General features: G+C 68.9%; 20 protein-coding genes, 2 rRNA genes and 1 riboswitch. Of the genes, 8 read left to right on the forward strand and 14 right to left on the reverse strand.

Annotation, left to right across the window (positions count from 1 at the left end; all coding sequences use genetic code 11):
• Positions 1 to 19 precede the first annotated feature (19 nt).
• Positions 20 to 898, reverse strand: coding sequence for a 16S rRNA (cytidine(1402)-2'-O)-methyltransferase (gene rsmI / locus HUS56_RS16985; protein WP_173924557.1), 879 nt, complete (start codon positions 896 to 898; stop codon positions 20 to 22).
• A 49-nt stretch (positions 899 to 947) separates the two neighbouring features.
• On the opposite strand from rsmI, the gene HUS56_RS16990 reads away from it, so the two are divergent.
• Both HUS56_RS16990 and HUS56_RS16995 read left to right on the forward strand, forming a co-directional pair.
• Entirely contained in the window at positions 948 to 2,579 is a 1,632-nt protein-coding gene (locus tag HUS56_RS16990) for a dolichyl-phosphate-mannose--protein mannosyltransferase (protein WP_173924558.1), read from the forward strand.
• Positions 2,579 to 3,577 (forward strand): YeiH family protein, encoded by a 999-nt coding sequence (locus HUS56_RS16995; RefSeq protein WP_173924559.1) that lies wholly within the window; start codon positions 2,579 to 2,581, stop codon positions 3,575 to 3,577. Before HUS56_RS16990 ends, HUS56_RS16995 begins: the two co-directional genes overlap by 1 nt.
• 18 nt (positions 3,578 to 3,595) lie before the next feature.
• On the opposite strand, the gene HUS56_RS17000 is transcribed toward HUS56_RS16995, so the two are convergent.
• The 6 genes from HUS56_RS17000 to HUS56_RS17025 all read right to left on the reverse strand — a co-directional run bounded on the left by HUS56_RS17000 (position 3,596) and on the right by HUS56_RS17025 (position 7,235).
• A complete protein-coding gene (locus HUS56_RS17000; protein WP_173924560.1) occupies positions 3,596 to 4,561 on the reverse strand; it encodes an NAD(P)-dependent alcohol dehydrogenase in 966 nt (321 codons plus the stop codon).
• Positions 4,558 to 5,565, reverse strand: a complete 1,008-nt coding sequence (locus HUS56_RS17005) for an NAD(P)-dependent alcohol dehydrogenase (RefSeq protein WP_173924561.1) — start codon at positions 5,563 to 5,565, stop codon at positions 4,558 to 4,560. The genes HUS56_RS17000 and HUS56_RS17005 overlap by 4 nt, the downstream gene beginning before the upstream one ends.
• Positions 5,562 to 5,795, reverse strand: coding sequence for a helix-turn-helix transcriptional regulator (locus HUS56_RS17010; RefSeq protein ID WP_173924562.1), 234 nt, complete (start codon positions 5,793 to 5,795; stop codon positions 5,562 to 5,564). The genes HUS56_RS17005 and HUS56_RS17010 overlap by 4 nt, the downstream gene beginning before the upstream one ends.
• Positions 5,789 to 6,220, reverse strand: a complete 432-nt coding sequence (locus tag HUS56_RS17015; protein WP_173924563.1) for a hypothetical protein — start codon at positions 6,218 to 6,220, stop codon at positions 5,789 to 5,791. Before HUS56_RS17015 ends, HUS56_RS17010 begins: the two co-directional genes overlap by 7 nt.
• Before the next feature lie 91 nt (positions 6,221 to 6,311).
• Entirely contained in the window at positions 6,312 to 6,638 is a 327-nt protein-coding gene (locus tag HUS56_RS17020) for a multidrug efflux SMR transporter (RefSeq protein ID WP_173924564.1), read from the reverse strand.
• A 15-nt stretch (positions 6,639 to 6,653) separates the two neighbouring features.
• A riboswitch (guanidine-III (ykkC-III) riboswitch) is annotated at positions 6,654 to 6,719 on the reverse strand.
• 219 nt (positions 6,720 to 6,938) lie between these two features.
• Positions 6,939 to 7,235 carry an antibiotic biosynthesis monooxygenase gene (locus HUS56_RS17025; RefSeq protein ID WP_173924565.1) on the reverse strand — a complete coding sequence of 99 codons (297 nt, stop codon included), beginning with the start codon at positions 7,233 to 7,235 and terminating at the stop codon, positions 6,939 to 6,941.
• Positions 7,236 to 7,367: 132 nt separating this feature from the next.
• Here HUS56_RS17025 and HUS56_RS17030 point away from each other — a divergent pair, with 132 nt between their 5' ends.
• From HUS56_RS17030 to HUS56_RS17050, 5 genes are all read left to right on the forward strand, one after another.
• Positions 7,368 to 7,928, forward strand: coding sequence for a cysteine hydrolase family protein (locus HUS56_RS17030; protein ID WP_173924566.1), 561 nt, complete (start codon positions 7,368 to 7,370; stop codon positions 7,926 to 7,928).
• 92 nt (positions 7,929 to 8,020) lie between these two features.
• Positions 8,021 to 9,316, forward strand: coding sequence for an O-acetylhomoserine aminocarboxypropyltransferase/cysteine synthase family protein (locus HUS56_RS17035; protein ID WP_173924567.1), 1,296 nt, complete (start codon positions 8,021 to 8,023; stop codon positions 9,314 to 9,316).
• Positions 9,313 to 9,927 carry a CoA-binding protein gene (locus HUS56_RS17040; protein ID WP_173924568.1) on the forward strand — a complete coding sequence of 205 codons (615 nt, stop codon included), beginning with the start codon at positions 9,313 to 9,315 and terminating at the stop codon, positions 9,925 to 9,927. The genes HUS56_RS17035 and HUS56_RS17040 overlap by 4 nt, the downstream gene beginning before the upstream one ends.
• Positions 9,928 to 10,018: 91 nt before the next feature.
• Positions 10,019 to 11,410, forward strand: coding sequence for an L-serine ammonia-lyase (locus HUS56_RS17045; protein WP_173924569.1), 1,392 nt, complete (start codon positions 10,019 to 10,021; stop codon positions 11,408 to 11,410).
• 75 nt (positions 11,411 to 11,485) lie between these two features.
• The gene (locus HUS56_RS17050) at positions 11,486 to 11,683 is read left to right on the forward strand and encodes a hypothetical protein (RefSeq protein ID WP_173924570.1); all 198 of its coding nucleotides are present in this window, start codon (positions 11,486 to 11,488) and stop codon (positions 11,681 to 11,683) included.
• A gap of 24 nt (positions 11,684 to 11,707) precedes the next feature.
• On the opposite strand, the gene HUS56_RS17055 is transcribed toward HUS56_RS17050, so the two are convergent.
• The 4 genes from HUS56_RS17055 to HUS56_RS17070 form a co-directional block, all read right to left on the reverse strand.
• Entirely contained in the window at positions 11,708 to 12,205 is a 498-nt protein-coding gene (locus tag HUS56_RS17055) for a rhodanese-like domain-containing protein (protein WP_173924571.1), read from the reverse strand.
• Positions 12,206 to 12,309: 104 nt separating this feature from the next.
• The gene (locus HUS56_RS17060) at positions 12,310 to 13,596 is read right to left on the reverse strand and encodes a M18 family aminopeptidase (RefSeq protein ID WP_173924572.1); all 1,287 of its coding nucleotides are present in this window, start codon (positions 13,594 to 13,596) and stop codon (positions 12,310 to 12,312) included.
• Positions 13,597 to 13,657: 61 nt separating this feature from the next.
• On the reverse strand, positions 13,658 to 14,593 hold the full coding sequence (locus HUS56_RS17065) for a DnaJ domain-containing protein (protein ID WP_173924573.1): 936 nt from the start codon (positions 14,591 to 14,593) through the stop codon (positions 13,658 to 13,660).
• A gap of 67 nt (positions 14,594 to 14,660) precedes the next feature.
• Positions 14,661 to 16,241, reverse strand: coding sequence for a methyltransferase (locus HUS56_RS17070; protein ID WP_173924656.1), 1,581 nt, complete (start codon positions 16,239 to 16,241; stop codon positions 14,661 to 14,663).
• Positions 16,242 to 16,362: 121 nt separating this feature from the next.
• On the opposite strand from HUS56_RS17070, the gene HUS56_RS17075 reads away from it, so the two are divergent.
• Complete coding sequence (locus HUS56_RS17075; protein WP_173924574.1) at positions 16,363 to 16,695, forward strand: hypothetical protein; 333 nt, start codon at positions 16,363 to 16,365, stop codon at positions 16,693 to 16,695.
• Between the two features lie 27 nt (positions 16,696 to 16,722).
• On the opposite strand, the gene HUS56_RS17080 is transcribed toward HUS56_RS17075, so the two are convergent.
• The 3 genes from HUS56_RS17080 to HUS56_RS17090 all read right to left on the reverse strand — a co-directional run bounded on the left by HUS56_RS17080 (position 16,723) and on the right by HUS56_RS17090 (position 22,105).
• Positions 16,723 to 18,588: a thioredoxin domain-containing protein gene (locus HUS56_RS17080; RefSeq protein ID WP_173924575.1), complete on the reverse strand. Its 1,866-nt coding sequence runs from the start codon at positions 18,586 to 18,588 to the stop codon at positions 16,723 to 16,725.
• 95 nt (positions 18,589 to 18,683) lie between these two features.
• A 5S ribosomal RNA gene (rrf, locus tag HUS56_RS17085) occupies positions 18,684 to 18,800 on the reverse strand.
• Positions 18,801 to 19,000: 200 nt separating this feature from the next.
• A 23S ribosomal RNA gene (locus tag HUS56_RS17090) occupies positions 19,001 to 22,105 on the reverse strand.
• Positions 22,106 to 22,443 lie beyond the last annotated feature (338 nt).

The raw sequence follows: 22,443 nt of genomic DNA on the forward strand, positions 1-22,443 counted from the left end.
CGGTCGTGCCGTACTGCCATCATCCCCCATTTCGAGGGACAACGGGCGGATTCAGCCGTCGATCGGCGTCGGCCCGCGGCGAGCGGCGAGCGGCGAGCGCAGCCTCGTACAGGTCTCGCCGGCCCAGCCCGCTCTCGGCGGCGACGAGCGTCGCGGCATCCTTCAGCCGGGTACCGGATGCCGCGAGCTCGAGCACGCGCTCCAGCGCGCCCGCTGCGTCCGCCCGCTCGGCTGCCGCACCACCGACGACGATGCAGATCTCGCCCCGCACGCCCCCGGATGCCCACGCGGCGAGCTCGCCGAGGCCACCACGGCGCACCTCCTCGTGCAGCTTGGTGAGCTCGCGGCAGACCGCCGCCGGACGATCGGGCCCGAAGGCGTCCGCGAGGGCGTCGAGACTCGCGGCGAGGCGCGACGGCGCCTCGAAGAAGACGAGGGTGCGCCGGTCCATCGCGAGTTCGGCGACGCGGCGGGCGCGATCACCCGCCTTGCGCGGAAGGAATCCCTCGAAGGCGAAGCGGTCGGTCGGCAGGCCGGAGACGGCGAGCGCCGTGATCACCGCCGACGGGCCCGGGATCGCCGTGACGTCGACGCCGGCGGCAACGGCTGCCTGCACGAGCGGGAAGCCGGGGTCGGAGACGGTCGGCATGCCGGCGTCGCTCAGCACGAGCAGGTCCCGATCACGGGCGAGCTCCACGAGCTCGTCCGCCTTCTGGCGCTCGTTGTGCTCGTGGAGGGCGATCAGTCGCGGCCGATTCCGGATGCCGAGGCCGGCGAGCAGGCGCTGCGTGACGCGCGTGTCCTCCGAGGCCACGACGTCGGCGTGCTCGAGCGCGTCGCGGAGCCGGACCGATGCGTCGCCGAGGTTGCCGATGGGCGTCGCCGCGAGGATGATCATGCACCCAGTGTCCCGCACGGCGTCTCGCGGCCCCGATTACGCTTGGCGCATGGGTGCAGTGGCCGACGAGCGCGAGCAGGTCGAGGCACACGACGAACCCACCCATCCGACCGAGGCTCGCGGCACCCGCCTCGACGCATGGTGGGCGCGCATCCTCTCGACGCCGCGTCGGCGTGCGCTCTGGTACTGGGGCGGGCCGCTGCTCGTGACCCTGCTCGCCGCCGTGCTGCGATTCTGGAACCTCGGCCACCCGCAGGCCATCGTCTTCGACGAGACCTACTACGTGAAGGATGCCTGGACGCTCCTGCAGAACGGCTACGAATCCGATTGGCCCGAAGGAGCCGACGAGGACTTCGCGCGCGGTGACACGGGCATCTTCCTGGATGAACCGACGTACGTCGTGCATCCGCCGCTCGGCAAGTGGCTGATCTCGCTCGGCATGGCGGCCTTCGGCGCCGGCGATGCCTTCTGGTGGCGCGCGTCGACGGCGCTCGCGGGCACCGCGGCGGTGTTCCTCGTCGCACTGGTCGCCCGGCGGCTCTGGGCTTCGACGGTCGTCGCGGTGATCGCCGCGTTCCTGCTCGCGGTCGACGGCAACGCGATCGTGATGTCGCGCGTGGCGCTCCTCGACACGTGGCTCATGCTGTTCACCCTGCTCGGGTTCTGGTTCGTGCTGCTCGATCGCGACGATGCCCGGCGCCGGCTCGAGCAGCACCTGGGCGAAGCCCGAGCCGCCGGCCGCGATCCGCACTACGGCCCCGCGCTGTGGGCTCGACCATGGGTCGTCGCGGCGGGAGCGGCGTTCGGGGCGGCGTGCGCGGTGAAGTGGTCGGGGCTCTGGTTCCTGGCGGCGTTCGGCGTCTACCTCGTCGTCGTGGATGCGGTCGCGCGACGACGGGCCGGAGTGCCGTTCTGGTTCACCGGCGCCGTGCTGAAGCAGGGTCCCATCACGTTCGTGCTGCTCGTTCCGGTGGCCGTGGCGGTCTACCTCGCCTCCTGGACGGGCTGGTTCGCCACCTCCGGCGGGTACTACCGGCAGTGGGCCGAGGAGGCTGCGAACCGGGCCACTGGGTTCTTCTCATGGGTGCCCACGGCACTGCAGAGCCTCTGGCACTACCACCAGTCGGCGTACCAGTACCACGTCGGCGTCCACGCCGAGCACCCGTCGGAGGCGAATCCGCTGACGTGGCTCATCATGTTCAAGCCGACGAACATGTACTTCCACGCCATCGAGGACGGCTCGGGCGGATGCGGCGCCGACACGTGCTGGGAATCCATCATCGGCATCGGCAACCCGCTCATCTGGTGGGCGGCGGCCGCGGCATCCGTGTACCTCATCTACCGGCTGGTGCGCTACCGGGAGTGGCAGGTCGGCGCGATCCTGCTCGGTCTCGCCGCGGGATACCTGCCCTGGCTCGCCTACCTCGACCGCACGGTGTTCCAGTTCTACTCGATCGCGTTCCAGCCCTACACCATGCTCGCGCTCGCGGCGGTGATCGCCCTCATCCTCGGCCGACGCGACGACGCCACGTGGCGACGCGAGCGCGGCATCGCGACGGTGACGATCTTCCTCGTCTTCGTGCTGCTCGTCTCGGCCTTCTACTACCCGATCTGGACTGGCATTGCGGTGACGCCCGAGTTCCGGCAGCTGCACTTCTGGGCGCCCAGTTGGGCGACGTGATGCGCCGGGTCCGCCCGAGCGCACGACTGCTGCCCGGCGCGACTGCCGCCGCGATCGCGGCCGCCGTGTCCTGGTCGGTGCACCTCGCCGTGCCGGCCGTGCCGCTCCTCACCGCCGCGGTGGCGCTCGGCATCCTCGTCGGCCAGGTCCCGGCGCTGCGACCGGCACTCGACGGGGGGCTGCGGCCCGGCCTCCGGATGGCGGCGCGTCGGCTGCTGCGCATCGGCATCGTGCTGCTCGGGCTCGAGCTCAGCCTCGTCGACATCGCCGCCCTCGGATGGCTGACGATCGCGACCACGGTGGCCGTGGTCGTCGTGACGTTCGCGGGCACGATCGGCCTCGGCCGCGCCATGGGCCTGCCCGGCCACCAGCCGCTCCTCGTCGCGAGCGGGTTCTCGATCTGCGGCGTCTCGGCGATCGGGGCGATGGGGGCCGCGGTGCGGGCGCGGCACGAGGAGCAGGCGGTGCCCGTCGCGCTCGTCACGCTGTGCGGCACGCTGGCGATCGCCGTGCTGCCCGTGCTGTGGCATCCGCTCGGCCTCTCGGCCATCGGGTTCGGGCACTGGGTCGGCGCCGGCGTGCACGACGTGGGGCAGGTCGTCGCGACCGCGCAGCTCGCCGGTACCGCAGCCCTCGCCGTGGCGGTCGTCGTGAAGCTCACTCGCGTGCTGCTGCTCGCCCCGATGGTCGCGATCACCACAGCGGTCGAACGACGCAGGGCGGCGGATGCCGCGGGCCCGCGCCCCGCGATCGTGCCGGTGTTCGTGGTCGGGGTCCTCGCCGCCGTGCTGCTCAACACGCTGGTGCCGCTGCCCGAGTGGCTGCTCACCGGAGCGGAGTTCGTGCAGACCGCGCTGCTCGCGATGGCGCTGTTCGCGCTGGGCGCGGCCATCCGGTTCGCGGAGCTCGCCGTCACCGGCTGGCGGGCGCTCGTCACCGGGCTCACGTCGTGGGTGCTCGTCGCCGCGCTGGCGTACGGGGCCGTGCTGCTGGGGTGAGGGCTGAAGCACGCACCGTCACACCGTGAGCACGAGCTTGCCGCGCACGTCGCCCGCCTCGAACCGACGGATCGCTTCCGCGGCATCCGCGAGGGCGAAGGTGCGATCCACCACCGGTGTCACGTCGCCGGCCTCGATGTAGCGCGCCAGCTCGGCGAGATCGTCGCCGTTGCGGCGGGCGGCGAGCGGGCGGAGTCGCTGCGAGACGAACGGGTTCACGAACGATGCCCGGATGATGCGCCCGAACGGGCCGAACACCGCCCCGCCCGTGCCCGACGAGAGCACGAGCGTGCCACGCTCCGTCAGCGCGCGGCGGATGCGGCCGAGCGGGTGGTCGGCGACCAGGTCGAAGATGGCGTCGTAGCGGCCCCAGGCCGCGGTGAAGTCGTCGCGGGTGTAGTCGATGACATGGTCGGCGCCGATCGCGCGCACATGGTCTGCCTTCGAGCCACGGCACACGCCGGTCACCTCAGCGCCCATCGCCTTGGCGAGCTGCACGGCGAATCCGCCCACTCCTCCCGACGCGCCGTTCACCAGCACGTGCCGGCCGGGGCGGACGTCGGCGAGGCGCCAACCCTGCAGCGCGGTCGTGCCCGACACGGGCACGGCGGCCGCGTGAACCGCATCGATGTTCGAGGGCCGTCGGGCGACGAAGCGCTCGGCGACCGCCACCAGCTCGGCGTAACCGCCCTGGTCGGACTCCGCGTACACCGGGTCACCGACCGCGAATCGCGTGACCGACGGACCCACGGCCTCGACGACGCCCGCGACATCCCGCCCGATGATCGGTCGCTTCGGATGCCGCAGGCCGAACGCCAGGCGCACCGCCCTCGGCACGCCCCGCATCAGGAGCGCATCTCCTGCGCTCACGGCGACGGCCTCCACTCGGATCAGCACCTCGTCGTCGGAGGGGATCGGAGCCTCGACTTCGGCGAGGGCGAGCACCTCGGGTCCGCCGTATCGACGCTGTGCGATCGCCCTCACGACCCGACCTCCGTGCCCCGCGGCGCCTCAGACACGGCCACCACCACGTTGCCGACCTTGTGGCCGCTATCGACTCGGCGGTGCGCTTCCGCGATCGCATCGAAGGGAACGATCCGGTCGATGACCGGCCGGATGGCGCCGGTGGTCGCGAGCTCGCCGATGACGGCGAGGTCGGACGTCTTGTCGGCGATGCTGCGGAGCCCGGTGAAAAGGATTCCGGCTCGTCGCCCGGTATCGGCCGACCTCGCGCGCCTGGAACGCAGCAGCACGGGCAGCGTCGGCACCGTCGAAAGGTAGATCCCGTCGGGCGTGAGGGCACTGCGGCACTCGCGGAACGACCGTTTGCCCACCGCGTCGAAGATGACGTCGTAGCGGTCGGATGCCGCGGCGAAGTCGTCGCGGGTGTAGTCGATCACCTGGTCGGCGCCGAGCGAGCCCACCAGTTCGACGTTGCCGGTGCTGCAGACGCCGACGACCGTTGCGCCGAGGTGCTTCGCGTACTGCACGGCCGCCGACCCCACCGAGCCGGAGGCGCCGTTCACCAGCACCGTCTGGCCGGCACGCAGCCGGGCGCCGTCGCGCAGGAACGGGATCGCGGTGAAGAAGGCGTCGAGCAGCGACACGGCACCTGCGGCGTCGAGCCCGGCGGGGATCGGCGCGATCACGCCGTCCTCGGCGACGCGAACGAGCTCGGCGTGCGCACCCGGCGTGGGCGCCAGCGTGCCGTACACGCGGTCACCGAGGGCGAATCGCCGAGCGCCGGGTCCGACCCGCTCGACCACGCCGACGAAGTCGTATCCGAGCACCGGATGCTTCGGCCGCGCGAGCCCGAAATAGAGCCGCCCGAACGCCGGGCGCCCGCTGCGATTCGTGCCGTCGGTCGGGCCGACGGTCGTCGCTTCGACGCGCACGAGCACATCGCCGTCGCCGACGACCGGTTCGTCGACCTCCCGCAGGCGCACCATCTCGGGTCCGCCGTACCGCTCGACCACTGCCGCCCTCATGATGCCGTCTCCTCGCTGTCGGGGTACTGGAACACGTCGTCGAGCGGGACCCCGAACACCCGCGCGATCTGGAAGGCCATCTCGAGCGAGGGCGAATACCGGCCCTGCTCGATGGCGATGACGGTCTGCCGGGTGACGCCGAGCCGTTTCGCGAGCTCGGCCTGCGTCATCTCGCCGGCACGGAACCGCAGCGAACGGATGTCGTTCGTGACCCGCGTCGGCTTCACCATGACTGGAAGCCCCCGGCGCGGTAGGCGACGAGCCGCGTGATCGACGACAGGATCGCCGAGAGCACGAAGCAGAGGTAGATCGTGTTCGCGATCCAGAACCAGTCGAGCTCGAACCAGCTCATGATGAGCGCGGCGAGCGCGCCGATGACCACGAACGAGTTGCCGACCCGCTCGCCGGTGCGCTCGATCTCCTTGTCGCGCTGGTCGGGCTTCGTCTGCTCGCTCGGGAACACGATCTCGAGCAGGATGCGCGCGATGATCGTCACGACGATCGCGCCGCCGATCGTCCACAGCATGAGCGGCACGTAGTCGACCTCGTCGACGGCCGACGTCGCGAGTCGCGGCAGCAGCAGGGCGAGGTACACGCCGAAGCCGACCACGGCCACCACGAGGTACAACCAGGTGCCCTTCTCCTCGTAGCCCATCACGAACCTCCGAACAGATGTAAAGAACTCTTGACATCGACAGTGTCAACGAAGTTCGACATGATGTCAAGCGTTCTTTACACTGCGAGCGTCACTGCGCCGTTCCGTCGACGAGCTTCAGGCCGACGACGCAGCCGACGAGCCCGGCGATGAGGGCGAGCTTCAGCCACGAGACATCCGTGTCGCCCGTGATCATCGCCCAGATGACCGTGAGACCCGCGCCGATGCCGACCCAGACCGCATACGCCGTGCCGGTCGGGATGTCGCGCATCGCCCAGGCGAGGCCGCCCATCGAGAGGGCGAGCGCGCCGAAGAAGACCACCGACGGCCAGAGCTTGGTGAAGCCCTCGGACTTGCCGAGCGCCGTCGCCCAGACGGCCTCGAGCACACCGGACGCGATGAGGATGACCCATGCCATGACTGTCACTCCCTGAGTGCCAGTCTTGTCGCGATCCGGGTACTGGGTTCCCTCGTCCGGGGTCGCGCCGTGCGACCTGTTCCGAGGCTAGCAAGCGAGGGTGATCACTCCCTGTGCAGGGTCGGATGCCGCCGGCCATTCGTCGCGCGCTACGCTCGCGCGACCTCGGCGCCTGCGCCACTTCGACGCCCGTTGCGCCACCCGTACTGGCGCAGACAGCGCCGAAGTGGCGCAGCAGCAAGAGGACGGAGGATCGACGCGGCTCGGATGGCGCGGGGCATCGACGGTCGCGCGCACCCCTCAGGCTCGCGCGACCTCGGCGAAGTGCTCGACGACCGGGAACGGCTCGTAGAACCCGTGCAGCAGCGCGCGCCAGCGCTCGTATTCGGGCGAACCGCGGAAGCCCTGCTGGTGCGCCTCGACGCTCTCCCAGTGCACGAGCAACAGGTACTCGTTCGGCGTCTCGATCGAGCGCGACAGCGTGAGGTCGATGAAGCCCGGCATCGACGCGCTGATCGGCTTCGCCAGGGCGAACGCCGCCTCGAACTCCTCCTCGCGCCCGGGCCGGACGGGGAGGATCGCGTGCTCCAGGATCATCCGCCCACCGTACCGGTCGCGGAAACAGGCGCGATTCGCCGAGACATGCCGGGGCTGCCTGCTTTCCCTCACAACGTGCCAGATCCTCCTGTTCCCGCGCCGAGCGCACACGCGACGGGCGAGGATGGACGCATGCAGATCGACGACACCGCCGCCCTCATCGTGATCGACGTGCAGCAGGGCTTCGACGACCCCCGGTGGGGCGAACGCGACAATCCCGACGCCGAGGCGAACATCGGCCGCCTGATCACGGCGTGGTCGGATGCCGCACGCCCGATCGTGCTCGTACGACACGACTCCGTCGAGCCCGGTTCGACGCTCGCCGCAGGCTCCCCCGGCAACGCCCTGAAGGACGTGGTGGCCGATGCCCCGCACGACCTCTTCGTCACGAAGAACGTGAACTCGGCGTTCTACGGGCAGCCCGACCTGCACGCGTGGCTGCAGGCCCGCGGCATCCGTCAGCTGGTGATCACCGGCATCCAGACGAACATGTGCGTGGAGACGACCACCAGGATGGCCGGCAACCTCGGCTACGACGTGATGCTGCCGCTCGACGCGACGCACACGTTCGATCTCGAGGGCCCCGGCGGCATCCGGCTCACGGCCGCCGAGCTCGCCCGGGCGACCGCCGTGAACCTCGAGGGCGGGGGCTTCGCCCGCGTGGTGACGACCGACGAGGTGCTGTCGGCGTAGCGAGCGTCGGCACGCGACGCCGGCCGTGGCATCCATTGCCCCGCATTACACCCCGAAACGGATGCCGCGGCGACCCGCAGTAGCGTGAACGCATGGCAGACCGCGAATACGGCTTCAAGACCCGCGCCATCCACGCGGGGAACATCCCCGACGACGTGACGGGCGCTCGCGCGCTGCCCATCTACCAATCGACCGCCTTCGTGTTCGACGACACCGCGGACGCCGCCGCGAGGTTCGCCCTGCAGAAGTACGGCAACATCTACTCGCGCCTCGCGAACCCGACGACCGCGAGCTTCGAGGAGCGGGTCGCCAGCCTCGAGGGCGGACTCGGTGCCGTCGCGACGGCGAGCGGCCTGAGCGCGCAGTACATCCCCTTCGCGAGCCTCGCCGGCACCGGCGACCACATCGTTGCGTCGGCGAACCTGTACGGCGGGTCGATCACCCAGCTGGATGTCACGCTGCGCCGCTTCGGGGTCGAGACGACGTTCGTGCGTTCGGCCGATCCCGCCGACTACGCCGCGGCGATCACCGAGAAGACGAAGGCGCTGTTCGTCGAGACCATCGCGAACCCCTCGGGTGAGATCGCCGACCTCGAAGGGCTCGCCGAGGTCGCGCACGCGCACGGCATCCCGTTCATCGTCGACTCCACGATCCCGACGCCGTACCTCAGCCGCCCCATCGAGTGGGGCGCAGACATCGTCACGCACTCGGCCACGAAGTTCCTCGGCGGGCACGGCACGACGCTCGGCGGCGTCGTCGTCGAGTCGGGCCGGTTCGACTGGCACAGCGACAAGTTCCCGCTCTTCGGCCAGCCGGTGCCGAGCTACGGCGGCCTCGAGTGGTCGGGCAACTTCGGCGAGTACGCGTTCCTCACGCGGCTGCGCGCCGAACAGCTGCGCGACATCGGGCCGTCGCTCGCGCCGCACTCGGCCTTCCTGCTCGCGCAGGGCGTCGAGACGCTGCCGTATCGCATCCAGGCCCACGTCGACCACGCGCGCGTCGTCGCCGAGTGGCTCGAGGCCGACCCGCGCATCGAGCACGTGTGGTGGGCGGGCCTGCCGAACCATCCGCACCACGACCGGGCCCTGAAGTACCTGCCGAACGGACCGGGGTCGGTGTTCAGCTTCGAGGTGAGGGGCGGGCGCGCCGTGGGCCAGCAGCTCATCGAGTCGGTGAACCTGGCCTCGCACGTCGCCAACATCGGCGACGCGAAGACGCTGATCATCCACCCGGCGTCGACCACGCACGCGCAGCTGAGTGAGCAGCAACTCGTCGACGCCGGCGTGCTGCCCGGCGTCGTCCGGATCAGCGTGGGCCTCGAAGACGTCGAGGACATCATCGACGATCTCGACCAGGCCCTCACGGCCGCGACCGAAGGAGCACGATGAGCACGGACACGGTGACGGATGCCGCGGCATCCGGCGCTTCCACCAGCGACAGCCTCGAGACGGTGCGCCTCGTCAACGGACTCTCGTGCGAGCTGCCCGCGAGCTCGCCGCTCGCCAAGCTGCTGAAGTCGCAGCGAACGTGGATCGGACCTGACGCGAAGCAGCGCCAGCGGATCCTCCGCGACGCGAAGTCGGTCGCGATCATCGGCGCCTCGCCGAACCCGGCGCGCTCGAGCTACTTCGTGAGCACCTACCTCCAGCAGTCCAGCGACTTCCGCCTCTACTTCGTGAACCCGAATGCAACCGAGATCCTCGGGCAGCCCGTGTACAGGAGCCTCGCCGACCTGCCCGAGGTGCCCGACATCGTCGACGTGTTCCGGCGCGCCAGTGACATCCCGAGCGTGATCGACGAGGTCGTCGCCATCGGCGCGAAGACCATCTGGGTGCAGCTCGGCATCTGGAACGAGGAGGCCGCGCGCTCCGGCGAGGAGCAGGGGCTCACGGTCGTGATGGACCGCTGCATCAAGGTCGAGCACGCGCGCTTCAACGGCGGCCTGCACCTGCTCGGCTTCGACACCGGTCGGATCACCAGTCGCAAGACCGCGCGCTGAACGGCGTTCGGCGCTCCCGCTCGACGTCATCGCGCACATTCCTGCGACGTGACGACGGATCCGTGCGCGCTGTGCCACGTACCCTTGAAGGGTGACAGCGTTCGTCTCAGCCCTCGACCTGTTCTCGATCGGCATCGGTCCATCGAGTTCGCACACCGTGGGACCCATGCGGGCGGCTCGCGCGTTCGCCGAGCGACTCGGGGCCGACGGCCTGCTCGAGGGCGTCACCCGCATCACCTGCTCGCTGTACGGATCGCTCGGCGCGACCGGGCTCGGCCACGGCACGCCCGACGCCGTCGTCGCCGGACTCGCGGGGTTGAAGCCCGACGAGTGCGACCCCGCCGACGTCCGCGGCGCGTGGAGCCGCCTCGGAGCCGACGGCGACGAGGTGCGGATCGCCGGCCGACAGCCCGTCACCATGACGCAGGCCGACATCAGCCTCGAACCCCGCACCCGCCTCCCCGGCCATCCGAACGCACTGACGTTCCAGGCGTGGGGCGAGGCAGACGCGCTTCCCATCGCCGAGGAGACCTACTACTCGATCGGCGGCGGATTCATCCGCCGCGACGGAGATGCTCCAGAGCAGTCCGAGGTGCGGCGGCATCCGCTGCCCTACTCGAATGCCGCCGAACTGCTCGCCCTCTGCGACGAGCACGGCGTGTCGTTCTGCGATGTGGCCCGCTCGAACGAGGTGGCCATGCACGGCGAGCAGGGCATCGACGCCGGGCTCGACGCGATCTGGGCGGCGATGAGCGAGTGCGTCCAGCACGGGCTCGCCACCGAGGGCACGCTGCCCGGTGGCCTCGGAGTCAAGCGCCGGGCGCCCGAGGTGCGCCGTCGGCTCGAGGAGTACGACCGCGAGCGTTCAGCCGACCCGAGCAGCCTGCGCGACACCTCGACCGAGTGGCTGCACGCGTTCGCGCTCGCCGTCAACGAAGAGAACGCGTCGGGCGGTCGCGTCGTCACGGCGCCCACGAACGGCGCCGCCGGCATCATCCCGGCCGTCGGACACTACTACCAGCGGTTCGTTCCGGGCGCGGATGCCGCGGGCATCGGCCGTTACCTGCTCACCGCCGCCGCGATCGCCTCGCTGGTGAAGAAGAACGCCTCGATCTCGGGCGCCGAGGGCGGATGCCAGGCCGAAGTCGGGTCGGCCTGCGCCATGGCGGCCGGCGGGCTCTGCGCCGTGCTCGGCGGAACTCCACGCCAGATCGAGAACGCCGCCGAGATCGCGATGGAGCACCACCTCGGCCTCACCTGCGACCCGGTCGCCGGGCTCGTGCAGGTGCCGTGCATCGAGCGCAACGCGATCGCGTCCTCGACCGCCGTCTCGGCCGCCCGTCTCGCGTTGCACGGCGACGGGACCCACGTCGTCTCGCTCGACACGGTCATCGAGACCATGCGTCAGACCGGCCTCGACATGATGACGAAGTACAAGGAGACGAGCGAGGGTGGCCTCGCGGTGAACGTCATCGAGTGCTGAGGCGCGCCCCCACCCTCGGGCACCCCCCGATCGGGACTCTCGCGCGGCCGCCGTTCCATCTGACAATCTGTGCTGATGGAGACCCCCGACCCGACCTCCCCTGAACTGTTCGCGAGCCTCGGCATCCTCAGCCTGATCATCGGCCTCGTGATCTACCTCGCCGTCCTCGCGCTCATGCTCTGGATCGGCTACCTCATCATCAAGGCCGCCGTGCGGAACGGACTGCGCGAGCACACCATGTGGCTCGAGGCACGCCGAGGGCCGCTGCGCTGACCGGCGTCGGTCGGTCGATGGCGATCAGCAGGCGCAGCTGATTCCGTGGTTCGTCACCGCGCCGCCCGACAGCCCCGACGGGCCGACGTTCGTGAGCGCGTCGGGGGGAAGCTGGGCGAGGCCCTCGGAGGTCTCGTAGGCGAACCCCTCGCGCGCCCAGTACTCGAATCCGCCCAGCATCTCCTTGACCGGATACCCCAGCAGCGCGAACTCGAGGGCGGCGCGCGTGGCGCCGTTGCATCCGGGACCCCAGCAGTAGACGACGACCGGAGTTCCGGCGCGCACGAGATCCGGAGCCTCGAGTGCGACTCGGCGGCCCGGCAGGTGGATCGCGCCGGGCACATGGCCCTGCGACCATGCCGCATCGCTTCGCGTGTCGATGAGCGTGAAACCGGGCTCGGGGCCGGACAGGGCGGCCGCGACATCCGACACATCCGTCTCGAAGCCGAGACGACTGCGGAAGTGGGCGATCGCCTCGTGCGGCGGAGCGGCCTGCTGGAAGACGGCGTTCTGGATGACCATGTCATGACCCTCGCACCGCGGGCCGCGGGATCACGCGTGAGATCGCGCCGTCGAAGCGCGACATCCGGACAGCGTCATCCGACGTTGTCGGCCCTGGGAGCCGGTCAGCCCTCGACCGACGCGAAGAACGCGGTGACCGCCGCGGCCAGCGCGACGAGGTCGTCGACGTGCGCCAGCTCGCGGGCGGAGTGCATCGAGAGCAGCGGCGGACCGACGTCGACCGTGCGGATCCCGAGCCGGGTCGCGCTGAGCGGCCCGATGGTCGAACCGCACGGGATCGCGTTGTTCGACACGAACGGCTGCATCGGCACCCCGGCCTGCTCGCACAGGTTCGCCCACAGAGCGGAGCCGTGGGCGTCGCTCGCGTAGCGCTGGTTGGCGTTGAGCTTCAGCAGCGGCCCGCCGCCGAGCAACGGCCGGTTCACCGGATCGTGGCGCTCGGGGTAGTTCGGGTGCACCGCGTGGCCCGTGTCGGACGAGACGAGCCAGGAGCCGGCGAACGCCCGCCGCCGGTCGGTGTCGTCGGCACCGAGGCCGCTCGCGATGCGGCCGAGCACGTCGTCGAGGAACGGCCCGCTCGCGCCCGACCTCGACGCCGATCCGAGCTCCTCGTGGTCGAATGCGGCGAGCACGCTGACGTGACCGGCGTCGGTGGGGGCCCCGAGCAGCGCGACGAGCCCGGCGTGCACCGACGTGAGGTTGTCCATGCGACCGGCGGCGAAGAACGCGTCGTCTCGTCCGAACCGCGCGGGAGCCTGCGTGTCGACCAGCACCAGGTCGTGGCCGGCGACCTGGCCGGGCGCGATCGTGCCGTCCGACAGCAGCTGCTCGAACAGCTCAGCTCCGACGCCCTCCTCGGACCTGCCCCAGATCGGCTGGGTGTGCAGCTGCTTGTCGAGCTTGAGGCCGTCGTTCACCGCGCGATCGAGGTGGATCGCAAGCTGCGGGATGCGCAGCATCGGGCCTGACCGCACGAGGTGCTCGGATCCGTCATCGGTGACGATTCGCCCGGCGACCTCGAGCTCGCGGTCGAGCCAGGAGTTCAGCAGCGGCCCGCCGTAGATCTCTACGCCGGCACGCAGCAGCCCGGCCGCCTCGGAATCCGGGTTGGGCTTGACCTTGAACGAGGGCGAGTCGGTGTGCGCGCCGAGGATGCGGAACGGCGTCGTCGCGGTCGCGGCCTCGGGTTGCACCCAGGCGATGACGGCACCGTCGCGCACGACGACGCGGCGGCCCGGCCCTGCCGGCCACTCGTCTCGCTCCTGGAGCTGCTCGAAACCGGCGGCGACGAGGCGGCGAGCGACCTCGGCGGCCGCGTGGTACGACGATGGCGAGGCCTCGATGAAGGCGGCGAAGTCGGCGATGTGCGAGTCGGTGTCGGGAGCGGCCATCCTGCTATTCAACACCGTGTCCGCCGCAGCGCCGTCTCCTCACGCCGTCTCCGCGGCGGGCCTACGCAAAGCGCACGGTCGCCTGCAACCGCGAGCGGACCTCCATGACCTCGGTGCCGCCGATCTGCGGCGCGCCCGGCAGGCCCTCCCGCACCGCGCTCGCGACCCGCGAGCTGCGCACGAGCGCCACCGTGGCGCCCCGCACGTGTCCGCCGACCTGGAGCGGCTCGGCCGCATACTCGTCTGGCACGACGACGACGAGCGCCGTCGGCTTCACCCGGGCCGCCCGTCCGATGGCCTTCGCCCGCGCGGCGAGCGCCCGGATCGGACGTTCACCGGCCAGCGACTCCCCGACGAGCTCGTTGCGCTTCAGCGACACGGGGCCGCCCCAGTCCTCGGACTGGATGGCGAAGAGCCCGGTCGGACCGAGCACGAGATGGTCGAGCTTCGGCGGGAGGCCGGGGCCCGCGGCATCCGTCGCGACGTCATGCCAGACGGTGTAGGCGATGCCGAGCGTCGACAGCGCTCGCGCCGTCGCCTCCTCGGCGAGGGCATCGGCCAGGATGTGCCGGATGTCACGGGGCGCGCGCCGCACGAGCTCGGGATCGTACGGATCGGGAACCTCGACGCCCCGTCCGACCCACTCGCGGATCCGATCGAGGTACAGCTCCCGCGTCAGCCCGCCCGGGTGCCCGTACGAGCGCGCCAGGGGACGCGAGTCGCGACGCGGTCTCGGCGCAGGAGGAGCCCAGGTCTGGTGAGGTGCGTCCGAGGGGGCCACGGTTCGGATGCCGCGGTCGAACGCAGCGCGAGCCTCGGGCGTGCCGACGAGCGCCCACGCGGCCTGCACGGCGTGGAACCTGACCGCGTCTCCGCCCGTGTCGGGGTGGGCGGTGCGCAGGGCTCGGCGGTAGGCGAGGCGCAGCTCGGCGGCATCCGCGTCGGATGCGACGCCGAGCACCTCGTACGGGGAGGCGGACAGGGGACTCTCGGGCATCGGCTCGCTTTCGAATAGGCGACCACGAGACTACCCCCGCTGGCCCCGCGACGGCCGAGGGTGCCCGTCATTCCAGCGGGAGCAGCAGCATCCCGTGGTCGATGAGCGCTCGAGCCGAGTGCAGTATCTCGGCGGCGAGTGCAGATTCGTCGACCTCGAGGAGTTGGGCGATCGCGGCGATGATGGCTCCCGCCGCCAGCTCTCCGTCGCACGCGCCGACGAACCCCGCGAGCCCGGTGTCGATCGGGACCAGACGGCCGAACCCACCGCCCTGTCGCAGCAGCATCGCCGTGGGATCCTCGTCGCCCGGCCAGTAGTGGTGCTCGACGGTGACGTCCTTCGCGACGGTCAGCGCCACCGCCGCGAGTCGGTCGTCGCTCAGGCTCGCCTGCCGGTCGTGCGCCGCCAGGCAGGCGGCAAGGTGCGAACCCAGCCCGACCGCAGCGCCGTCGGCTGCGCCGAGCGGGCCCGGGAGGCGCTCGACGCGAGCGAGCCGGGGCGTGAGCGGCGCGACCGGCCGCCGCAGCAGCACGTAGCCGAACCCGACGCTGCGCACGCCGCGCCGCTCGAAGTCGTCGAGCCACACATCGTAGAGTCGGTCGAACTCCGGGGTGCCCGAGCGGGTGCCGCCGTCGCGAATCCACGTCTCGGCGTACTCGGTGACCGGCTGCACCTCCCGCTCCACGATCCAGTGCTCGAGCGGCTCGGCCCACTCCCGCACCCGGTCCAGTCCGTCCTCGCCGGCACGGGTCTCCCAGTTGCCGAGCAGCTGCGCGACCCCGCCGGGCTCGAGGTGGAGCGCGGCGCCCCGCATGACCGCCTCGACGACGCCGTCGCCGACCATGCCGCCGTCACGATAGTCGTACTCCGGCACGCCGCTCCTTCGCGGAGTGATGACGAACGGCGGGGTCGACACGATGCGGGCGAACCGCTCCCCCCCCACGGGGTCGAACAGGCTGCCCAGCCGCAGCTCGACACCCTCCACCTCGTTCAGGGCCAGGTTCAGCGCAGCGGTCCCAAGCGCTCGCGCTGAGATGTCGGTCGCGATCACCTCGTCTGCGAAGCGCGGGGCGTGCATGGCCTGGATGCCGCAGCCCGTGCCGAGGTCGAGCACCCGCCGCGCAGGAGTCGGCAGCATCAGGCCAGACAGGGTCATCGAGGCGCCGCCGACCCCGAGCACGTGCTGCTCACCGAGTGCGTGCCCGAGCGCGAGCTCGCCGAGGTCGGAGATGATCCACCAGTGCCCCTCGCCCCGGGCGTCGGCGAAGGCGTACGGTCGCAGGTCGAGCAGCGCCCGCACGGATGCCCCGTCGGCGCCGTCGCTCGCCCCCGCTTCGACGGCGACGAGCCCGAGTTCGACCGCGCCATCGACACCGAGCGTCGCCAGCGCGTCCTCCACGGCCGTTCGGCGAACCGCGAGTCCGAGCACGAAGAGCGCCGCGAGCGCGGCGAGCGGGTCGGATGCCGCCTGACGCGTGGCCTTCGCCTCCAGCGCCCGCCGCGCCGGCACCCGTTCGCCGCGATGGAGCGCCGCCGCGGCATCGGGGCCCCACAGGCCGTCGAGCACCGTGACCGTGAAGCGTGCGGCCGCGAGGTCGGCGCGCAGCCGCCGCAGCAGGTCGGCGGTACGGTCGTCGACGGGTCGCATGTCGGAGCTCACCACCCCATTCAATCGCTCCGGAGTTCACCGCGACGTCACCCGGTGCGCGTAGTGTTCTAGGCACGCATTCGGGAGTGACTACGATCGAAAGGGCGAGGGGAGGTCGCGAATGCCTGAGGCACCGACGCTCGAGCGTCTGCGACAAGACGCGCGAGACGAACTCGCCGCGCTCATCGACCTGCGGTGCCGGCTCGGCGAAGATCCGTGGGTGTTCCTGCCAGAGCTTCCCTCGGTCGACGAGCAGGTCGTCGCGACGCTCCGTGAGGAGCGGATGCACTCCGAGCAGTGGAGCACCGCACGAGCGCGCGCGTACCACCCCACCGCACGCGACGGCGACGCCGAGCGTTTCGAGTACGAGCTGCTGCGGGCGATCGCCCTCGACCACCCTGGGCTCAGCTCGGCGGTGTGGGCGGTGCTCGACAAGGTGCCATCCCGCTGGTAGATCGGGTCGGTCCGCCGCCCGCGGCGCTCAGCGATCGACGAGCGCTTCCAGGTCGGGCTTGTTGTGCACCGGCAGCGCGCACACGAAGGATCGACACCGGTATGCCGTCGCCGAGGCATCCGTCGCCGTCCGCCCCTCGAAGAGGTCGAAGCCGGCCGCTGCGAACTCGTCGGCCTGGCGCTCGGTCACGACGATCGAGACGGATGCCGCATGCCGACGCGTGGCCTCGACGAGCTCGTCGTCGGCTCCACCGCCGTCGGGAACGACCGTCACCAACTGAACGAGCGGCGCGGCCATGCGCGCCATGAGCGCAAGCGCTCCACCGAACGCGATCGGGCGCTCGACCGCGATGCCGGCGACTGATCGCATCGCGCGCTCTGCGAGCTCGAGGTACCGGTTGCCGGCGCCCAGCACCGACAGTCGCCACGCGGCTTCGGCGCACGCGGTGATGCCCGAGGGCGCCGCCCCCTCCGCCGGGTCCGCGGGCATCGCGAGCCCTCGAGCGACGAGCACCGGATCGCCGCCTCCGGGCGCCGTGAAGGGCATGCCGTCGCCGTCGGCCTGCGCTGCGCGGTCGATGAGGGTTCGTGCGGCGATCGCGTAGGCCGGCTCGCCCGTCGCGACCGCGAGCTCGACGAGTCCGCTCGCGAGCATGCCCGTGTCCTCCAGCGTCGACGCAGCGTTCGAGGCGACGCCGCCGAGCGAGGCGCGCACGAGCATGCCGTCGGCTCGAACGTGGTGCTCGAGCAGGAAGTCCGCTGCGCGTCGCGCTGCATCGACCGCCCTCGGATCGTCGAAGACGAATCCGGCCCGGGCCAGCGCCTCGATGGCGAGCCCATTCCAGCCCGTGAGCACCTTCTCGTCGAGCGCCGGCGGCTCCAACTCGGCTCGCTCAGCGGCATCCCGGCGGTAGTACCCGCCCTCACTCCGTTCGCCGTCGATCGTGCTCTCGGAGTCCTGCGCGCTGGCGAAGCCGCCCGAGGCCAGCTGCATCCGCTCCGTGAGGAAGTGGATGATGCCGTCTGCGAGCGGCCTGACGAACGTGGACGGGTGCTCGTCTCGGCCGAGCTCGGCCGCCACGCCGAGGAGCAGCGCGTTGTCGGTGAGCATGCGTTCGTAATGCGGCTCGCTCCAGTCGGCACGAGTGGCGTACCGGAAGAACCCGCCCTCAACGGGGTCGCGCAGCGGCGAGGCGCCCATGAGCTTCAGCGTGCGAGCGGCGAGCTCGCGTCCGGAATCGCCCGCCGCCACGAGGAACTCGAGTACGGGCGCCACCGGGAACTTCGGTGCGCGACCGAATCCGCCGTGCAGGCGATCCTCGGCACCGGCGAGGATCGAAACCGCTCGGTCGAGTGCAGCCCGGTCGGGCAGGTCGCCGCCGGTCGGGGTTCCGGATGCCGCGGACAGCGCTTCAGCAAGGGCTGCCGCCGTCTCGTCCAACTCGCCCCGACGCTCGCGCCAGGCCTCGTCGACCGCCGCCAGCACCTCGGAGAACGCGGGGATGCCGTGCACCGGCCGCGGCGGGAAGTACGTTCCCGCGTAGAACGCTCGCCCGTCAGCGGTGGTGAAGACGTTCAGCGGCCAGCCGAGCTCGCGGGTGAACGCGGATGCCGCGGCCAGATAACTTTGATCGACGTCGGGATGCTCCTCACGGTCGACCTTGATGGCGACGAAACGGTCGTTGAGGATCGCCGCGATCGTCGGGTCGCTGAAGCTCTCGCGAGCCATGACGTGACACCAATGGCACGTGGCGTAGCCGATGGAGACGAGCACCGGTACGTCCCGTTCCCGTGCCGCCCGAAATGCGGCTTCTCCCCACGGGTACCAGTCGACGGGATTGTCGGCGTGCGCCCGCAGGTACGGGCTGAGCGCATCAGCAAGGCGGTTCACCATCAACCCAGCGTAGGCCCGTGCCCGCTGCGAGGTGCGGGAACGCGGATTAAACAGAAGAGAGCCGCCCAACTCTGGGCGGCTCTCTTCGAATGGTTGTCCGGCGGTGTCCTACTCTCCCACAGGGTCGCCCCTGCAGTACCATCGGCGCTGCGAGTCTTAGCTTCCGGGTTCGGAATGGGTCCGGGCGTTTCCCTCGCGCTATGGCCGCCGTAACTCTGTACCAGCACCCCGGTGTGTGGGGGGTGTGGTGGTCTCGGTGCACACCAGGCCACCGGTTTGGGGGTGGTGGTGTGGGGTCGGTGTTGTGTTGTCGTGTTGTTGTGTTGTGTTGTTCCGTCTGTTGGGAACCACAGAGTGGACGCGAGCAATCCGGGCCACACAACCCTGCCCTTGAACCTGGTTGTGTGTGGTGATTGTCAAGTTATCGGCGTATTAGTACCGGTCAGCTGCACAAGTCGTTAGTCCTTGCTTCCACATCCGGCCTATCAGCCCAGTCGTCTTCTGGGCGCCTCTCCCCCTTGCGGGGATGGAAATCTCATCTTGAGGCCGGCTTCCCGCTTAGATGCTTTCAGCGGTTATCCATCCCGAACGTAGCTAACCAGCGGTGCTCCTGGCGGAACAACTGGCACACCAGAGGTTCGTCCAACCCGGTCCTCTCGTACTAGGGTCAGATCCTCTCAAATTTCCTGCGCGCGCAGCGGATAGGGACCGAACTGTCTCACGACGTTCTAAACCCAGCTCGCGTACCGCTTTAATGGGCGAACAGCCCAACCCTTGGGACCTACTCCAGCCCCAGGATGCGACGAGCCGACATCGAGGTGCCAAACCATGCCGTCGATATGGACTCTTGGGCAAGATCAGCCTGTTATCCCCGAGGTACCTTTTATCCGTTGAGCGACAGCGCTTCCACAAGCCACTGCCGGATCACTAGTCCCGACTTTCGTCCCTGCTCGACCTGTCAGTCTCACAGTCAAGCTCCCTTGTGCACTTACACTCGCCACCTGATTGCCAACCAGGTTGAGGGAACCTTTGGGCGCCTCCGTTACTCTTTGGGAGGCAACCGCCCCAGTTAAACTACCCACCAGGCACTGTCCCTGAACCGGATCACGGTCCGAGGTTAGATATCCAGAGCGACCAGAGTGGTATTTCAACAACGACTCCACCGACACTAGCGTGCCAGCTTCACAGTCTCCCACCTATCCTACACAAGCCGCACCGAACACCAATACCAAGCTGTAGTAAAGGTCACGGGGTCTTTCCGTCCTGCTGCGCGTAACGAGCATCTTTACTCGTAATGCAATTTCGCCGAGTTCGCGGTTGAGACAGCTGGGAAGTCGTTACGCCATTCGTGCAGGTCGGAACTTACCCGACAAGGAATTTCGCTACCTTAGGATGGTTATAGTTACCACCGCCGTTTACTGGGGCTTAAATTCTCAGCTTCGCCTTGCGGCTAACCGGTCCTCTTAACCTTCCAGCACCGGGCAGGCGTCAGTCCGTATACATCGTCTTGCGACTTGGCACGGACCTGTGTTTTTAGTAAACAGTCGCTTCCCACTGGTCTCTGCGGCCACTCCACGCTTCCCCCAGCAAGTGGGTTCACGTTTCGGGCCCCCCTTCTCCCGAAGTTACGGGGGCATTTTGCCGAGTTCCTTAACCACGATTCTCTCGATCTCCTCGGTATTCTCTACCTGACCACCTGAGTCGGTTTGGGGTACGGGCGGCTGGAACCTCGCGTCGATGCTTTTCTCGGCAGCATAGGATCACCGACTTTTCATCCGCATCGCGTCTCAACCTCGTGAGCGACGGATTTGCCTATCGCTCGGTCTACACGCTTGCCCCGGGACAACCATCGCCCGGGATCGGCTACCTTCCTGCGTCACACCTGTTATCACGCTCACTCCACCAGACGGGGTCGCATGCCACCCCGCACATCACCCCGAAGGGATCCGCACGGTTAGGGATGCTTAGCACTCCTGGTTTCGTGTGGGCGGTTCTTCGCCGGTACGGGAATATCAACCCGTTGTCCATCGACTACGCCTGTCGGCCTCGCCTTAGGTCCCGACTTACCCAGGGCAGATTAGCTTGACCCTGGAACCCTTGGTCTTCCGGAGGACGGGTTTCTCACCCGTCTTTCGCTACTCATGCCTGCATTCTCACTCGTGTGGCCTCCACGGTTGGTTCACACCACCGCTTCCCCGGCCACACGACGCTCTCCTACCCATCACCACGACTGGACCACGAAGGCCGATCACTATGCGGTAATGCCACGACTTCGGTGGCGTGCTTGAGCCCCGTTACATTGTCGGCGCGGAATCACTTGACCAGTGAGCTATTACGCACTCTTTCAAGGGTGGCTGCTTCTAAGCCAACCTCCTGGTTGTCTGTGCAACTCCACATCCTTTCCCACTTAGCACGCGCTTAGGGACCTTAGTCGGCGGTCTGGGTTGTTTCCCTCTCGACGATGAAGCTTATCCCCCACCGTCTCACTGCTGCGCTCTCACTTACCGGCATTCGGAGTTTGGCTGACGTCAGTAACCTTGTCGGGCCCATCGGCCATCCAGTAGCTCTACCTCCAGCAAGAAACACGCAACGCTGCACCTAAATGCATTTCGGAGAGAACCAGCTATCACGAAGTTTGATTGGCCTTTCACCCCTATCCACAGCTCATCCCCTCCATTTTCAACTGAAGTGGGTTCGGTCCTCCACGCGCTCTTACACGCGCTTCAACCTGGCCATGGATAGATCACTTCGCTTCGGGTCTAGGACCTGCGACTGAATCGCCCTGTTCAGACTCGCTTTCGCTCCGGCTACCCCACCCGGGTTAACCTCGCCACAGATCACTAACTCGCAGGCTCATTCTTCAAAAGGCACGCCGTCACCCCAACACGGAGGCTCCGACGGTTTGTAAGCAAACGGTTTCAGGTACTATTTCACTCCCCTCCCGGGGTACTTTTCACCTTTCCCTCACGGTACTTGTCCGCTATCGGTCATCTGGGAGTATTTAGGCTTATCAGGTGGTCCTGACAGATTCACACGGGATTTCTCGGGCCCCGTGCTACTTGGGATCCCTCTCCGGCCGGCCAGGCATTTCGGCTACGGGACTCACACCCACTCCGGTCCGGCTTTCAATCCGGTTCGCCTATACCTGACACGTCACCGCGACTGTCCGGCAGAACAGCCCGAAAGGTCCCACAACCCCCACCACGCAACCCCTGCCGGGTCTCACACGCAATAGGTTTAGCCTCCTCCGCTTTCGCTCGCCACTACTCACGGAATCACGGTTGTTTTCTCTTCCTGTGGGTACTGAGATGTTTCACTTCCCCACGTTCCCTCTACCCGCCCTATACATTCAGGCGGGAGTCACCAGGTCACCCAAAGGGCCCGGCGGGGTTTCCCCATTCGGAAATCCTCGGATCACAGCTCGTTTATCAGCTCCCCGAGGCTTATCGCAGATTACGACGTCCTTCTTCGGCTCCAGATGCCAAGGCATCCACCGTTTGCTCTTCGAAACTTGAAAATCACATGAGCTAAAAGAAACACCACCACACCCCCGAAAGGGCACGATGGCGACCATTAGATGACCCAACACCCCAAAGGGCATCAGGTCGAAGATGCTCGCGTCCACTATGTAGTTCTCAACAGACGGCCAGAACCCCCACCCCCACCAACCACCAGGTCGATCTCGGCAAAGGCCTGCAAAGGCCAAACCACCCCGAACCCGCTCCGAAAAGCGGCGCAGGGTTGCGTCCGGTCCCTCAGGACCCAACAGCGTGCACGCACCCACCACCCCCCCCCCCACCCCCCCCCTATACACACCTGACCCCCCCCCCGCAACGGATAGACGAGAGATCCGTG

This window comes from Agromyces sp. Marseille-P2726, assembly GCF_902809835.1.
Taxonomy (GTDB): domain Bacteria; phylum Actinomycetota; class Actinomycetes; order Actinomycetales; family Microbacteriaceae; genus Agromyces.